A 13,909-nucleotide genomic window follows, 5' to 3' on the forward strand; every position below is an offset into this window, starting at 1 on the left:
GCCGCGGGAGGTAACGCCCGCTGGGAAAAGTACGGCGCTGTCCGGGGTGGCAACGTGGCTGCCCGGTGCACGGCGGGTCCCGCGTGGCCCATCTCCCGAGGAGACATGCGTTCGATGGTCGGTACTGTTCCCTGGCTGCTGCTGTCGGCGGCCCTCGTGCTCTTCATGACGCCCGGGCTGGCGTTCTTCTACGGCGGTCTGGTCAAGGCCAAGAGCGTCGTCTCGATGATGATGCTCAGCTTCGGCTCGATGGGGCTCGTCGGTGTCCTGTGGATGCTCTACGGCTTCAACCAGGCGTTCGTCGACGGCTCGTCGGCCGACTGGATCCCGGAGATCCTCGGCAACGCCTTCTCGGACTTCGCGCTGGGCGGCGCCGCCGCTGACGCGTTCGCCGGTGACGGTGACGCCGCCGTCGTCCTGGCCAGCGCCGCGTTCGGCTCCACGTTCGCCATCATCACCGTCGCGCTGGTCTCCGGCGCCATCGCCGACCGCGCCCGCTTCTTCCCGTGGCTCGTCTTCGTCGGCCTCTTCTCCACGCTGGTCTACTTCCCGGTCGCCTCGTGGGTCTTCTCGTTCGTGGTCGACGGCGACGGCGTCACCACCTTCACCGGCTGGATCGGCCAGCTCGGCACGCACCTCGGCTACGACGTCGGCACGATCGACTTCGCCGGTGGCACCGCGGTCCACATCAACGCCGGTGCGGCCGCCCTGGCGCTCGCCCTCGTGCTCGGCAAGCGTGCCGGCGGCTTCACCAAGGAGGACGCGGTCCCGCACAACGTCCCGCTGGTGCTCATCGGCGCGGCCATCCTGTGGTTCGGCTGGTTCGGCTTCAACGGTGGTGCGGCCACGACCGACGGTGGCGCGGCCCTGATCTACGTCAACACCATCGTGTGCCCGGCCGCCGCCGCGCTCGGCTTCATCGTGGTCGAGCACTTCAAGGACGGGAAGGCGACCGCAGTCGGCGCCGCCTCGGGCATCGTGGCGGGCCTCGTGGCCATCACACCCTCCTGCGCCAACCTCAACCCCTTCTGGTCGATCGTCCTGGGCCTCGTCGCCGGTGCGGTCTGCGCCTTCGCCATCGACCTGAAGTACAAGCTCGGCTTCGACGACTCGCTCGACGTCGTCGGCCTGCACCTCGTGGCCGGCTTCATCGGCACCATCTACGTCGGCTTCTTCGCCATCGACACCGGCCTCTTCACCGGCGGCTCGTTCGAGCAGGTCATCGTCCAGGTGATCCCGGCGTTCGCCGTCGCGATCTACTCGTTCGTCGTGGCCTTCGTGATCGCGAAGATCATCGACGCGACGATCGGCTTCCGGGTCAAGGAGGAGGACGAGGTCGCGGGCATCGACTCCGTGCAGCACGGTGGCGGCGCCTACGCCTTCGACTGAGCACCTTGCACCACCCCCGCACCACCCCGTAGCACCCCGTAGCACCCCGCACGCGGCCCGCCCCGATTGGATCGGGGCGGGCCGTCTGTGCGAACATCACCAGTCGCGCCACGCACGCCTCTGCCACAGGGGAACTGCCGTGCCGGCGTCACTTCATCGGATCCGCACCATCGAACCGCGGCTGACCTGTGGCACTCGCGAGGAGCACACATGAGCAACAACGTCATCACCGAGCTCGCCGCGGCGAGCAAGCGCAGCGACATCCCGGCCTTCCGCGCCGGTGACACCGTCAAGGTGCACGTGAAGGTCGTCGAGGGCAGCCGCTCGCGCGTCCAGGTCTTCCAGGGCGTCGTCATCCGCGTGCAGGGCTCGGGCATCGGCCGCACCTTCACCGTCCGCAAGGTCTCCTTCGGCGTCGGCGTCGAGCGCACCTTCCCGCTGCACTCGCCCATCTTCGAGACCATCGAGGTCGTCACCCGCGGTGACGTGCGCCGCGCGAAGCTCTACTACCTGCGCAACCTCCGCGGCAAGGCCGCCAAGATCAAGGAGCGTCGCGACAGCTGACCCGGCTCGCCGCGAGGCGCCCGACCCGGGTGTCGCGCAGGTGGCTAGTCTCGTCCCCGTGACGTCCGACGACCGCGTGTCCCCCCACCCTCACGACGAGGACGGGGACCCGCGGTCGTCGTCGTTCTCCGGCGACGGAGCGGAGGGCTCGACCACCACCACGACCTCGGCGGAGACGTCGGGGGAGACCGCCGGTCGCGCCAAGCGCTCGCGCCGCAAGCGCAAGCAGCTGCCGCTCTGGCAGGAGACGATCCTGCTGCTCGCGGTCGCCCTGGCGCTCGCCTTCGTCATCAAGGCGTTCTTCCTCCAGGCGTTCTACATCCCGTCGGAGTCGATGGTGCCGGGCCTCCAGGTCAACGACCGGATCCTGGTCGAGAAGCCGTCCTACTGGGGCGACAACGGCCCCCAGCGCGGCGACGTCGTGGTGTTCGAGGACCCGGGTGGCTGGCTCGGGCCCACCGCGGCGGAGGGGCCCAGCAACCCGATCGCGGAGGTGATGTCGAAGATCGGCCTCTACCCGACCGGCGGCCACCTCGTGAAGCGCGTCATCGGCCTCGAGGGCGACGTCATCTCGTGCTGCGACGAGCAGGGCCGGATCCTCGTCAACGGCCAGCCGCTCGACGAGCCCTACCTGGCGGACGGCCTGCAGTGCAACGGGCCCGAGGTCAACGGCTGCACCGCCGACTGGGAGACGGTGGAGGTGCCGGAGGGCCAGATGTTCGTCATGGGCGACAACCGGGCCCAGTCCGAGGACTCCGCGGCCCGCATCTGCGACCCGGCGGTCAACACGGCCTGCACGACGGGGCGCGAGTTCGTGGACACCGACCTCGTCGTCGGCAAGGTCTTCGCGGTCGTGTGGCCCCGGTCGAGCTGGGACTGGCTGGAGCGCCCGGCGACGTTCGCCGACGTGCCCGACCCCCGGTGATCCCCGGGGTGCCTGCCGCGTGACCAGCCGTCCCCGCGGGGTCACGATCCGTCGGGACGCCGGGCTCTACGGCTACGAGCGCGCGCTGCGCCGGTACGGCCTCGGCCCCGTCGCGGGCGTCGACGAGGCCGGACGCGGTGCCTGTGCCGGGCCGCTCGTCGCGGCCGCCGCGATCCTCCCCGAGGGCCGGTCCGGCGTCGTACCGGGGCTGGCGGACTCCAAGCTGCTGACCGCCCGGGCCCGCGAGCGCGCGTACGACGAGGTCGTGCGCCGCGCGCTCGCCTGGAGCGTCGTGGTGGTCGAGCCGGGGGACTGCGACCGGCTCGGGATGCACGTCGCCAACGTCGAGGCGCTGCGACGGGCGGTGGCGCGCCTGGGTCTCGCCCCGTCGTACGTGCTGAGCGACGGCTTCCCCGTCGACGGGCTGCGCGCCCCGAGCCTGGCCGTGTGGAAGGGCGACCGGGTCGCCGGCTGCGTGGCGGCCGCGTCCGTGATCGCCAAGGTCACGCGGGACCGCATCATGACGGGCTACCACGACGAGCACCCGGACTACCGGTTCGACGTCCACAAGGGCTACATCACCCCGCTCCACGAGGAGCTGCTGGCGACCCACGGGCCCTCGGCCATCCACCGCTGGTGCTTCGTCAACGTACGGCGCGCCGCCGCCGCCCGCTCGCTAGAGTCGCCCCCGGCGCCACCCGCGTGACCCCGTCCGTCCCCCTGGAGAACCCCCCGGAGAAGGAGCCTCGATGAGCACCGAAGACCTCGAGAAGTACGAGGCCGAGATGGAGCTCAAGCTCTACCGCGAGTACCGCGACGTGGTGAAGATCTTCAAGTTCGTGGTGGAGACCGACCGCCGGTTCTACCTGTGCAACAAGGTGGACGTGCGCGCGAAGTCGGAGCACGGCGAGGTCTTCTTCGACGTGACGATGTCGGACGCCTGGGTGTGGGACATGTACCGGCCCGCGCGGTTCGCCCGCAACGTGCGGGTGCTGACGTTCAAGGACGTCAACGTCGAGGAGCTCGCGCCCGACGACCTCGAGCCGCCGAAGGGCTGAACGGCCCTTCCTCAAGACGCGGAGGCAAAATCTTGCGGTTTTCTAGAGGTTTGTTGCGCGACTCCGAGGACAGGAGCTGTCGCCGGTCCTAGCCTGACCTGCGGGAGGGGACAGCTGCGTCCCCGGGATCAGGTCGAGGTACGGCGATGATGGTGGCGGCTCTGGTGGCCCGGCTCCGGGCACGGCGCGCGGCGCGGGACGAGCGGGGCGCGGCGGCGGTCGAGTTCGCCCTCGTCCTGCCGATCCTGCTCCTGCTGCTCTTCGGCATCATCGCGTACGGCTACATGCTGAGCTTCCGCGGCTCGATGAGCCAGGCCGCCGCCGAGGGTGCGCGTGCGGCGGCGGTGTCGGTCGACGCGTCGAAGCGGGAGGGCAACGCCCGTGCGGCGGTCGACGAGGCCCTCGATGCCTACGGCGTCGCCTGCACCGACGCGGGGATGACGTGCACCTTCGACGCGTCGCCGGCGGGGTGCGCCACCGGGACGAGCTGCTACCAGGTCAGCCTGTCCTACGACTACGACGGACACCCCCTCATCCCGCTGCCGCTCGTCGGCGCCGTCATGCCCGACACGCTCAGCTACTCCGCCTCGGCGAGGACGAGCTGATGCTGGCCCGCCCGGGCCGAGCAGGGCGTACGGCGCGGGACGAGCGCGGAGCGGTCGCCCTGTTCGTCGCGCTCAGCCTGGCGCTGCTCCTCATCATCACCGCGTTCGCGGTCGACCTCGGGATGCAGCGGGTCGCCCGGCGCGACGCCCAGGCGATCGCCGACCTGGTCTCCCTCGACATGGCCCGGGAGCTGGACGGACGCGCCAAGAGCGCGTACTCCGGCGCCGCGCTCGACCGTGCCTTCGAGGCGAGCGTGGCGCGCAACGGGGATGGGCTGGGTGCGGAGCCGGAGGACTACTCCTACGAGCTGGGCCGGCTCGACGCGGCGGGTGCGTTCGCGTCCATCGGTCCCAGCGACCCGGCGACCGCGGTGAAGGTGACCGCGGTCGGCTCCGTGGGCTACCTCTTCACGGGCGGCCGGGGTGACGTCACGCGCAGCGCGGTGTCGACCGCCGACAAGTCGGCGTGCATCCGCATCGGGTCGTTCATCGCGTCGCTCGACAGCTCGCAGAGCGCCCTGCTCAACCCCCTCCTCAGCGCCCTCTTCGGGAGCGCCGTCAACCTCAGCGCGGTGTCCTACCAGGGACTCGCGGGGGCGAACGTCTCGCTGCTGGACCTCGTGCAGGTGCCCGGGCTCGGGGTCGGCACCGTCGACGAGCTGCTCGAGCTGCCCTCGGTGCGGGTCGCCGACCTCTTCATCGCCTCCGCCACGGTCCTGGACCGGCAGGGCAAGGGCGTGCAGGCGGACGTGCTGCGGGCCCTGGCGGCGACGGTGTCGACGCCGACGGTCTCGGTGGCGGACCTGCTCGGGGTGCAGGGCACCCCGCAGGCCGCGCTCGACGCCAGTCTGAACGTGCTCGACCTGGTCACGGGCACGGCGTACCTGGTCAACGACGGTCGCACGGTCAACGTCCCGAACCTGGGCATCGGGCTGCCGGGGGCCGTGGTCACCTCCACGAAGCTCACGATCGTCGAGCCGGCCCAGGAGGCGTGCCTCAACGTCGGGAACGAGGCCGAGACGGCGCAGATCAAGCTGGAGCTGACGGCGCGGGTGGACGCGCGGACCCTGAGCGCGTTGGGTTCCACGGTCAGCATGGACGCGACGGACCTCCACCTGTCGATCGACCTCGGCCAGGCGGTGGCCAGGCTGCTCGACGTGCAGTGCAACGCCAACGGCCCCGACAAGGTGCTCCTCCAGGTGCGGTCGGCGGTGGTCGGTTCCATCGACCTCAGCGCGTCGACCCGTCTGAGCGCCTCGATCGGTGTCCCGCTCGGCAACTCGCTCCTCACACCGATCCTCGGTTTCCTCGGCCTCGGGAGCGTGCTCGGGCTGCCGACTCTCGAGCTCGACGCGCCGGTGTCGATCGCGGGTCGCTCCACGGCCGGGGGCTTCGACAAGCCGGTCACGCTGACGCTGCCCGCCAGCTACGACATCCCGCAGGGGTCAGGCTCCGGCGTCCTGCTGACGGTCCCCTCGGTGTCGGTGTCGTCGGCCACCACGCTCCGCCTGCGCTACTCGACGCTGCTCGGGGGCGCGCAGGTGCGAGCGGTCCTGCGCACGGACCCGCTCTTCACCGACGTGGTGAACCCCGTCCTGTCGAGCCTCACCGGTTCGGTGCTGTCCCCGCTGGTGACCTCGTTGCAGAACGCGCTGGTGCTGCCGCTCGCGGAGCTGCTCGGCCTGCAGCTGGGTGGCGCGGACGTCTTCGCGAAGCGGACGCCGACCTGCAACGCCCCTCGCCTGCGTCAGTGACGGCCCGGGTTCCGTCCCCAGTCCCGGTCTGACGGCCGTCTCTCCACCGACGGTCGAGCGGTGCTGGTGGCCCGGTGGCGGACGGCCCACGGTGGTGCGATGACCCACCGCCGCCTCGCCCTCGGTGCCCACGGCGAGGAGCTCGCCGCGCGCCACCTCGTCGCCGCGGGGATGGTGCTGCTCGACCGCAACTGGCGGTGCGAGGCCGGCGAGCTCGACCTGGTCCTCCGCGACGGCGACGTGCTCGTCGTGTGCGAGGTGAAGACGCGCAGCTCGGTGGCCTACGGGTCGCCGTTCGAGGCGGTCACCCCCGCCAAGCTCGCGCGCCTCCGTCGGCTCGGCGCGCGCTGGGTCGCCGAGCGCCGTCTCCGGGTCGAGCACGTGCGCATCGACATGGTCGGCGTGCTGTGCCCGCGGACGGGGCCGGCCGAGGTCGAGCACGTCGCCGGGATCGGCTAGCGCGACCCGTTCCTCGTCCCCAGCCGAGCCGTCGCGCGGGGTTCTCCACAGCAGGCGGTCGGGCACCACCGCAGGGCCCTCCCCGCTCCGAGGATCGAGCCATGACTCCTCACCGCAGGGCCGCCTGATGGCGGTCGCCACCTCCCGCACGATCGCGCTGCAGGGCGCGACCGGCCACCTCATCGACGTCCAGGTGGACGTCTCGCCCGGCATGGTCGCCACGATCCTGGTCGGCCGCCCCGACGCGGCGATCAGCGAGGCCCGCGACCGCTGCCGGATGGCGGTCTCGAACTCGGGGTTCGCCTGGCCGACGACGCGCCGCACGACGATCCTGCTGTCACCCGCCGACCTGCCCAAGCGCGGCACCCACTTCGACCTCGCCATCGCCGTCGCCGTGCTGGCTGCCGCGGTCGACCCGCGCAAGGACGCACCGATCCCGACCGACGACGCGTTGTTCCTGGGGGAGCTGACCCTCGCGGGGGCGCTCCGCCCGGTGCCCGGGGTGCTGCCGATGGTGCTGGCCGCCGCGAGCCACGGGATCCGGCGCGTCTTCGTGCCCGAGCCGCAGGCCGCGGAGGCGGCGCTGGTGCCGGACGTCGCGGTCTTCGGCATGCGGTCGCTGGCCCAGGTGGTGGCCGAGCTCCGTGGCGTCGAGGTGCCCGAGGCGCCGCCGGTCGCGGCGGAGTCGGGGAGCCGGTTGCTCTCGTGGCGAGGACAGGAGCGTCTCGAGGAGGGCGACCTCGCCGACCTCGTGGGGGTGGGGGAGGCGGTGTACGCCGCGGAGGTCGCCGCCGCCGGTGGCCACCACCTGCTGCTGCGGGGCCCGAAGGGCTCGGGCAAGACCACGCTGGCCGAGCGCATCCCCTCGATCCTCCCGGACCTCGACCACGAGGAGGCGCTGGAGCTCACCGCGATCCACTCGCTGGCCGGTGGGCCAGCGGCCACGACCCTGATCCGCCGCCCGCCCTACCTGGCGCCCCACCACGGGGCGAGCCAGGCCAGCATCCTCGGGGGCGGGAGCGGCCGCGCCCGTCCCGGCGCGGTCAGCCGGGCCCACAGCGGCGTGCTGTTCCTCGACGAGTTCCCGCTGTTCTCCAGCACCGTGGTGCAGGGGTTGCGAGAGCCGTTGGAGAGCGGCGAGGTGACGATCGCTCGGGGCGAGGAGACCGCGACCTTCCCGGCGCGAGCGATGGTGGTCCTCGCCGCCAATCCCTGCCCCTGCGGCGAGCGCGACTCGGGCACGGGTGCCTGCACGTGCCCCTCGGTGAAGCTGCGGACCTACCAGGAGAAGCTGGAGGGGCCGGTCGCCGACCGCGTCGACATCCTCCGCGACGTGCGACCGCCGCCGCGGGGGAGCGGCCCCGCGCTCACCGCGGTGACCACCAGTGCGGAGGCGCGGGCGCGCGTGACCGCGGCGCGACGCCGACAGGCGGAGCGGTACGCCGGTGCCAGCTGGCGCCTCAACGGGCACGCGCCGGGTGCCGCGCTCCGCGCGGCGTGGCCCCTCGACGACCGGAGCGCCCGGTGGGTGGAGCAGCACGTCGACGACGGGCTGCTGACGCGCCGAGGTGCGACCCGGGTGCACCGCCTGGCCTGGACCGTCGCGGACCTCGCGGGCTCCGCCGAGCCGAGGCGTCAGCACGTGGACGTCGCCCTGGCCCTGCGGCTCGGCGATCCCCTGCCCGCCGAGCTGGTGGAGCGTGCCGGATGAGCGTCGACGACCGCGAGCGGCTCGCCCGCGTCGCCCTCAGCCAGATCCTGGAGCCGGGCGACGTGCGCCTGCTGGAGGCGGTGCGTCGCGTCGGCGCCGAGGCGGTGCACGAGGCGGTCTGCGAGGCGCACCGCAACCCGGGGCGGGTCGACCGGGCCCTGTCCGGTGTGGCCGCACGCGTCGGCGGGGTCGAGCCCGCACGGCGTCTGGAGCTGGCGATGCGTCAGGGTGCCCGCTTCGTGGTGCCCGGGGACGACGAGTGGCCGACGGCGCTCGACGACCTCGCCGACGTCCCTCCCCTGCACCGGCGGGGCGGAGTTCCGGTCGGCCTGTGGGTGCGGGGGCCGCTGCGGCTCGACCGAGCGGGACGCTCCGTCGCGATCGTCGGCTCGCGGGCGGCGACGACGTACGGCGGTCGCGCGGCCCACGACATCGCCGCCGACGTCGCCGCCGCGGGTCTGTGCGTCGTGTCGGGGGCCGCCTTCGGCGTCGACCAGGCCGCCCACCGGGGTGCCCTCGCCGGCGGCGGCCCGACGATCGCGGTGCTGGCGAGCGGTGTCGACAAGGCCTATCCCGCTGCGCACGCCGCCCTCCTCGACCTCATCGGCGACCACGGCGCCATCGTCTCCGAGGCGCCTCCCGGCCATGCCCCGACGCGGATCCGCTTCCTGGCCCGCAACCGCCTCATCGCGGCCCTGTGCCCGGGCACCGTCGTCATCGAGGCCGCACTGCGCAGCGGGGCGCTCAACACGGCCAGCTGGGCCGAGTCGGTCGGCCGGGTCGTCATGGGCCTCCCGGGGCCTGTCTCCAGCGGGCTCTCCCAGGGCGTGCACGAGCTCATCCGGTCACGCGCGGCACTGCTGGTGACCAGCGGCGCCGAGGTCCTCGAGGCCGTCGGGGCGTCGGGGGAGCACCTCCTCGCCGTACCCCGCGGGCCGGCCCGGCCCCGCGACCGCCTGACGGGGCGGCAGCAGCAGGTGCTCGACGCCGTGCCGGTCCACCGCGGCGCCACGCTGGCCTCGATCGCCCGCGCGGCCGGCGTCACCCCGGCCGACGCGCAGCGCGACATCGCCGAGCTCGACGCCGACGGGTTCGTCGAGCAGAGCGGCTCGGGCTGGCGGCTCGCGCCGCAGCCGGGGAGCGACCCCGGCTGAGGCCGCCGGGCAACCACGCAGGAAAGGGGCACGAACGACGCATCCGGAGTGGATCCGAGCGTCGTTCGTGCCCCCTCGTGCTGCCCCCGCTCGCCGCCCCCGCGGACGTCATGCGGACCGCCGGTCGGGGCCACCGCCTCGCATGACGTCCCGGAGGGGTGGGGTGGCTGGGGTGGGATCGGCGCCGCTGGCGCTGCGCGGGACGTCATGCGGATCGCAGCGCCCGGCCACCGCCTCGCATGACGTCCGCGGGACGGTACGACGCCGGTGGCGCCGCCGACGGCGTCAGATCGCCCGCAGCCCGGCGTGGCCCGACCCGGCGTGGCCCGACCCGGCCCGGCCCGACCCGGCCCGGCCCGACCCGGCCCGGCCCGACCGGGCCCGCGGCTCGACCGCGCCGGCGGTCGACGGCGACACCGCGGCGGGTCGGGCCGGACGGGCCGGACGGGGGCGAGCCGTCGCTCTGCCGCCCAGGCCGTCGAGGGGCACGAGGCGGACGGGGCCGTCGCCGACGAGGCGGAGCGGGTCGAGGTACTGCTCGCCCTCCCGCCACCCCCAGTGCAGGCAGGTGCGGGGCGCGCAGTGCGACCCGGTCGGCTCCACGGTGCCGATCGGGGCGCCGCCGGCCACCGCGTCCCCGACGGAGACCGAGGCCGCGACGGGCTCGTAGGTCGTGCGGGTCGCCCCGTGGCCCACCACGACGACACCCCGCCCGGCGATCCGCCCGGCGAACGCCACCGTCCCCGGCAGCGCGGCGTGGACGGTCTGACCCGGTCGGCCCAGGAGGTCGACGCCGCGGTGGCCCGCGCCGTACGGGTTCGTCGGCGGGTCGAAGCGCGTCACCACGGTCGGCTCCGGACGCAGCGGCCACGAGCCGACGGGGTCGTCCGCCGCGTGCGTGGCTCCGCCGTTCAGCAGCAGGGCAACGAGCGCGAGGGCGGGCAGGACGGCGCGACGAGGGCGGGGCATGCAGGCATCGTGGTGCCCGGGAAGCACGACCGGGCCGGGTGCGAGCCGTCCTGTGGACGAGCGGGCGCTGCGGGCCGGCTGTGGACGATTGGCGTACGACGCGGGCGCGGGTCTAGGCTTGCCGCCGCAGCCCGCTGTGTGGGTTGACTACGCGTGCTCGATGACCGCGACACCTCGCACCGCTCCGGCGGCGCGGTGTGACCGACCGAGGGCGCGGCCTTCAGTCCCGGTGTCCACCGGGTCCGGTCGCGTGCGAGCACCAGGACGACCGACAACCGTCGGTCGTGACAACTGGGAACGATCAGGAGCTCCGCTCCCGGTCCGCGCCTCACGACGTCCGCGTCGTGCCAAGGGCGGACGCAACGGGTGCGCCTCCGGGAGAAGAGAAGAACACCATGGCAGTCGTGACCATGCGCCAGCTCCTCGAGAGCGGCGTCCACTTCGGACACCAGACCCGTCGCTGGAACCCGAAGATGAAGCGGTTCATCCTCACGGACCGCAACGGCATCTACATCATCGACCTCCAGCAGTCGCTGGCCTACATCGACCGCTCCTACGCGTTCGTCAAGGAGACGGTCGCCAAGGGCGGCACGATCCTCTTCGTCGGCACGAAGAAGCAGGCGCAGGAGGCCATCGCGGAGCAGGCCACGCGCGTCGGCCAGCCCTACGTCAACCAGCGCTGGCTCGGTGGCATGCTCACCAACTTTCAGACGGTGCACCAGCGGATCAACCGCCTGAAGGAGCTCGACGAGCTCGACTTCGACAACGTCGCCGGTTCGGGTCGCACCAAGAAGGAGCTGCTGCAGCTCAAGCGCGAGCGCGACAAGCTCGACAAGACGCTGGGCGGCATCCGCGAGATGAGCCGCACGCCCTCCGCCGTGTGGATCGTCGACACGAACAAGGAGCACCTGGCGGTCGAGGAGGCGCGCAAGCTGCGCATCCCGATCATCGGCATCCTCGACTCGAACTGCGACCCCGACGAGGTCGACTTCCCGATCCCGGGCAACGACGACGCGATCCGTGCCGTCGGCCTGCTGACGCGCGTCGTCGCCGACGCGGTCGCCGAGGGCCTCATCGAGCGCTCGGGCGGCAAGGCCGGCGCGACCGCCGAGGAGCCCCTGGCTGCCTGGGAGCGCGAGCTCCTGACGGGCGACGCCGAGCAGGCCGCTGTTGCCGCGACCGGTGGCGAGGCGGGCGACACGCCGGCCGCCGAGGCCACGGGTGCCGCGTCCGAGGCCGCGCAGGCCGACGCCGCTGTCGAGGCCGTCGAGACCGAGGCCGCCCCGGCCGAGTCGACCGAGGCTCCCGCCGAGGCCTGAGCCCCCGGCTCGACCTGACCAGCACCGACGTCGCGCCGGGCTCGCGGACGCGTTCCGCGGGCCCGGCGCGACGTAGCGCCACCCCCCACCCCCGAAGCCAGAGGAAGAAGACACCATGGCCAGCTTCTCTGCCGCTGACGTCAAGAAGCTCCGCGAGCTCACCGCCGCGGGCATGATGGACTGCAAGAAGGCACTGACCGAGACCGACGGCGACTTCGACAAGGCCGTCGAGCTCCTCCGCGTGAAGGGCGCCGCCAAGGCCGCCGCGCGCGGCGCCGAGCGCGAGACCTCCGCCGGTCTCGTCGCCGCGTCGGGCAACGCCCTCATCGAGCTCAAGAGCGAGACCGACTTCGTCGCCAAGAGCGAGGACTTCGTCGCCGCCGCCCAGCAGATCGCGGACGCCGCCGCGGAGGCCAAGCCGGCCGACGCCGAGGCGCTCAAGGCCGTCCCGCTCGCGGACGGCACCGTCGGTTCCCTCGTCGAGGGCCTCGCGGTCAAGATCGGCGAGAAGATCGAGCTCGGCCAGGTCGCCGTGTTCGAGGGCGACACCGTCGTCTACCTCCACCGCCGCTCGGCCGACCTGCCGCCCGCCGTGGGCGTCATCGTCGAGTACTCGGGCGACGCCGAGGCCGCCCGCGGTGCCGCGATGCAGGCCGCCGCGATGCGCCCGCAGTTCCTCACGCGTGACGAGGTCCCCGCGGACGTCGTCGAGAAGGAGCGCGAGATCGCCCAGGCGCAGGCCCAGGAGGAGGGCAAGCCCGAGCAGGTCGCCGCGAAGATCGCCGAGGGTCGCCTCAACGCGTTCTTCAAGGACGTCGTGCTCCTCGAGCAGCCGTCGGTGACGGAGAACAAGAAGTCCGTGAAGCAGATCCTCGACGCCGCCGGCACGACGGTGACGCGCTTCGCGCGCTTCGAGGCGGGCGCCTGATCCGAGGCGTCCCCTCCGGGCACGCGGGCCAGTAAGGTGAGGCCCGCTGTCCACCGGCAGCACAGACCCCGGCAGTGGTCCTCGTGATCCACCGCCACACGAGGAGGCCGGTCCGCATGACGTGCAGAGCACCACGCCGTCACGCGGGCCGGCCTTCGTCGTGCCCGGGCCACCCCCGGACCGAGGCCGACCACGCCGACGCCGACCGCGTCGTCGCGGACCCCGCCCGCACCTGACCGAGCCACCCACGCCGACCCGCCGCAGCGCCGTACCGAAAGGAACCCCGTGCCCGCATACCGCCGCGTCCTCCTCAAGCTCTCCGGAGAGGTCTTCGGAGGAGGGAGCGTCGGCGTCGATCCCGACGTCGTGCAGGAGATCGCCGCCGAGATCGCGTCGGTCGTCGAGGCCGGCGTGCAGGTCGCCGTCGTCACGGGCGGCGGCAACTTCTTCCGCGGGGCGGAGCTGCAGCAGCGGGGCATGGACCGCTCGCGCGCCGACTACATGGGCATGCTCGGCATCGTCATGAACTGCTTGGCGCTGCAGGACTTCCTGGAGAAGCTCGGCGTCGACACGCGCGTGCAGACCGCGATCACGATGGGCCAGGTCGCCGAGCCCTACATCCCGCGCCGCGCGATCCGCCACATGGAGAAGGGCCGCGTCGTCATCTTCGGCGCCGGCATGGGCATGCCGTTCTTCTCCACCGACACCGTCGCCGTGCAGCGCGCGCTCGAGAACAAGTGCGACGCCGTGCTCGTGGCCAAGAACGGCGTGGACGGCGTCTACTCCGCCGACCCCCGCACCAACCCCGACGCGGTCAAGCTCGACACGGTGACCTACGACGAGGCGATCAGCCAGGGCCTGCGGATCATGGACCAGACGGCGTTCGCGCTGTGCGGCGAGAACAAGCTGCCGATGGTCGTCTTCGGCATGCAGCCGCAGGGCAACATCCTGCGCGTCGTGCAGGGTGAGAAGATCGGGACGCTCGTCAGCGCCGAGAGCTGAGCTGAGTCCGCCGCGACCGGCCACGGCCCGGTTGCGGCGGGAACCGAACGTAGACCAGAGTCGCTGGGCGCC

14 protein-coding genes are annotated in these 13,909 nt (G+C 72.9%); 13 read left to right on the forward strand and 1 reads right to left on the reverse strand.

Annotation, left to right across the window (positions count from 1 at the left end; translation table 11 throughout):
* The first annotated feature begins 105 nt into the window (after positions 1 to 105).
* From QE405_RS02060 to dprA, 10 genes are all read left to right on the forward strand, one after another.
* Positions 106 to 1,389, forward strand: coding sequence for an ammonium transporter (locus QE405_RS02060; RefSeq protein WP_307198561.1), 1,284 nt, complete (start codon positions 106 to 108; stop codon positions 1,387 to 1,389).
* A gap of 210 nt (positions 1,390 to 1,599) precedes the next feature.
* Positions 1,600 to 1,953 carry a 50S ribosomal protein L19 gene (gene rplS, locus QE405_RS02065; protein WP_307198562.1) on the forward strand — a complete coding sequence of 118 codons (354 nt, stop codon included), beginning with the start codon at positions 1,600 to 1,602 and terminating at the stop codon, positions 1,951 to 1,953.
* A gap of 58 nt (positions 1,954 to 2,011) precedes the next feature.
* The gene (lepB, locus tag QE405_RS02070) at positions 2,012 to 2,878 is read left to right on the forward strand and encodes a signal peptidase I (protein ID WP_307198563.1); all 867 of its coding nucleotides are present in this window, start codon (positions 2,012 to 2,014) and stop codon (positions 2,876 to 2,878) included.
* Positions 2,879 to 2,897: 19 nt separating this feature from the next.
* Entirely contained in the window at positions 2,898 to 3,584 is a 687-nt protein-coding gene (locus tag QE405_RS02075; RefSeq protein WP_307198564.1) for a ribonuclease HII, read from the forward strand.
* A gap of 43 nt (positions 3,585 to 3,627) precedes the next feature.
* Positions 3,628 to 3,936, forward strand: a complete 309-nt coding sequence (locus QE405_RS02080) for a DUF2469 domain-containing protein (protein ID WP_307198565.1) — start codon at positions 3,628 to 3,630, stop codon at positions 3,934 to 3,936.
* Between the two features lie 146 nt (positions 3,937 to 4,082).
* A complete protein-coding gene (locus QE405_RS02085; protein WP_307198566.1) occupies positions 4,083 to 4,541 on the forward strand; it encodes a TadE/TadG family type IV pilus assembly protein in 459 nt (152 codons plus the stop codon).
* Positions 4,541 to 6,295 carry a pilus assembly protein TadG-related protein gene (locus QE405_RS02090; protein WP_307198567.1) on the forward strand — a complete coding sequence of 585 codons (1,755 nt, stop codon included), beginning with the start codon at positions 4,541 to 4,543 and terminating at the stop codon, positions 6,293 to 6,295. Before QE405_RS02085 ends, QE405_RS02090 begins: the two co-directional genes overlap by 1 nt.
* Positions 6,296 to 6,394: 99 nt before the next feature.
* Positions 6,395 to 6,754 carry a YraN family protein gene (locus QE405_RS02095; protein ID WP_307198568.1) on the forward strand — a complete coding sequence of 120 codons (360 nt, stop codon included), beginning with the start codon at positions 6,395 to 6,397 and terminating at the stop codon, positions 6,752 to 6,754.
* 127 nt (positions 6,755 to 6,881) lie between these two features.
* On the forward strand, positions 6,882 to 8,465 hold the full coding sequence (locus QE405_RS02100) for a YifB family Mg chelatase-like AAA ATPase (RefSeq protein WP_307198569.1): 1,584 nt from the start codon (positions 6,882 to 6,884) through the stop codon (positions 8,463 to 8,465).
* Entirely contained in the window at positions 8,462 to 9,619 is a 1,158-nt protein-coding gene (gene dprA, locus QE405_RS02105) for a DNA-processing protein DprA (protein WP_307198570.1), read from the forward strand. The genes QE405_RS02100 and dprA overlap by 4 nt, the downstream gene beginning before the upstream one ends.
* A 285-nt stretch (positions 9,620 to 9,904) precedes the next feature.
* On the opposite strand, the gene QE405_RS02110 is transcribed toward dprA, so the two are convergent.
* Positions 9,905 to 10,588, reverse strand: a complete 684-nt coding sequence (locus QE405_RS02110; protein WP_307198571.1) for a M23 family metallopeptidase — start codon at positions 10,586 to 10,588, stop codon at positions 9,905 to 9,907.
* 395 nt (positions 10,589 to 10,983) lie between these two features.
* Between QE405_RS02110 and rpsB the strand changes: the two genes are divergently transcribed.
* From rpsB to pyrH, 3 genes are all read left to right on the forward strand, one after another.
* Entirely contained in the window at positions 10,984 to 11,907 is a 924-nt protein-coding gene (gene rpsB, locus QE405_RS02115) for a 30S ribosomal protein S2 (RefSeq protein ID WP_307198572.1), read from the forward strand.
* Positions 11,908 to 12,022: 115 nt separating this feature from the next.
* Complete coding sequence (gene tsf / locus QE405_RS02120; protein WP_307198573.1) at positions 12,023 to 12,835, forward strand: translation elongation factor Ts; 813 nt, start codon at positions 12,023 to 12,025, stop codon at positions 12,833 to 12,835.
* A gap of 285 nt (positions 12,836 to 13,120) precedes the next feature.
* Entirely contained in the window at positions 13,121 to 13,837 is a 717-nt protein-coding gene (pyrH, locus tag QE405_RS02125; protein ID WP_307198574.1) for a UMP kinase, read from the forward strand.
* Positions 13,838 to 13,909: the final 72 nt, after the last annotated feature.

This window comes from Nocardioides zeae (assembly GCF_030818655.1).
Lineage (GTDB): Bacteria > Actinomycetota > Actinomycetes > Propionibacteriales > Nocardioidaceae > Nocardioides > Nocardioides zeae_A.

What these genes read in the sequence shown, in the direction of transcription:
- QE405_RS02095 (WP_307198568.1), top strand. Translation starts at nt 6,395, where the DNA reads ATGACCCACCGCCGCCTCGCCCTCGGTGCCCACGGCGAGGAGCTCGCC.
- QE405_RS02110 (WP_307198571.1), bottom strand. Translation starts at nt 10,588, where the DNA reads ATGCCCCGCCCTCGTCGCGCCGTCCTGCCCGCCCTCGCGCTCGTTGCC.
- QE405_RS02060 (WP_307198561.1), top strand. Translation starts at nt 106, where the DNA reads ATGCGTTCGATGGTCGGTACTGTTCCCTGGCTGCTGCTGTCGGCGGCC.
- QE405_RS02085 (WP_307198566.1), top strand. Translation starts at nt 4,083, where the DNA reads ATGATGGTGGCGGCTCTGGTGGCCCGGCTCCGGGCACGGCGCGCGGCG.
- QE405_RS02090 (WP_307198567.1), top strand. Translation starts at nt 4,541, where the DNA reads ATGCTGGCCCGCCCGGGCCGAGCAGGGCGTACGGCGCGGGACGAGCGC.
- tsf (WP_307198573.1), top strand. Translation starts at nt 12,023, where the DNA reads ATGGCCAGCTTCTCTGCCGCTGACGTCAAGAAGCTCCGCGAGCTCACC.
- dprA (WP_307198570.1), top strand. Translation starts at nt 8,462, where the DNA reads ATGAGCGTCGACGACCGCGAGCGGCTCGCCCGCGTCGCCCTCAGCCAG.
- rplS (WP_307198562.1), top strand. Translation starts at nt 1,600, where the DNA reads ATGAGCAACAACGTCATCACCGAGCTCGCCGCGGCGAGCAAGCGCAGC.
- QE405_RS02080 (WP_307198565.1), top strand. Translation starts at nt 3,628, where the DNA reads ATGAGCACCGAAGACCTCGAGAAGTACGAGGCCGAGATGGAGCTCAAG.
- QE405_RS02100 (WP_307198569.1), top strand. Translation starts at nt 6,882, where the DNA reads ATGGCGGTCGCCACCTCCCGCACGATCGCGCTGCAGGGCGCGACCGGC.
- rpsB (WP_307198572.1), top strand. Translation starts at nt 10,984, where the DNA reads ATGGCAGTCGTGACCATGCGCCAGCTCCTCGAGAGCGGCGTCCACTTC.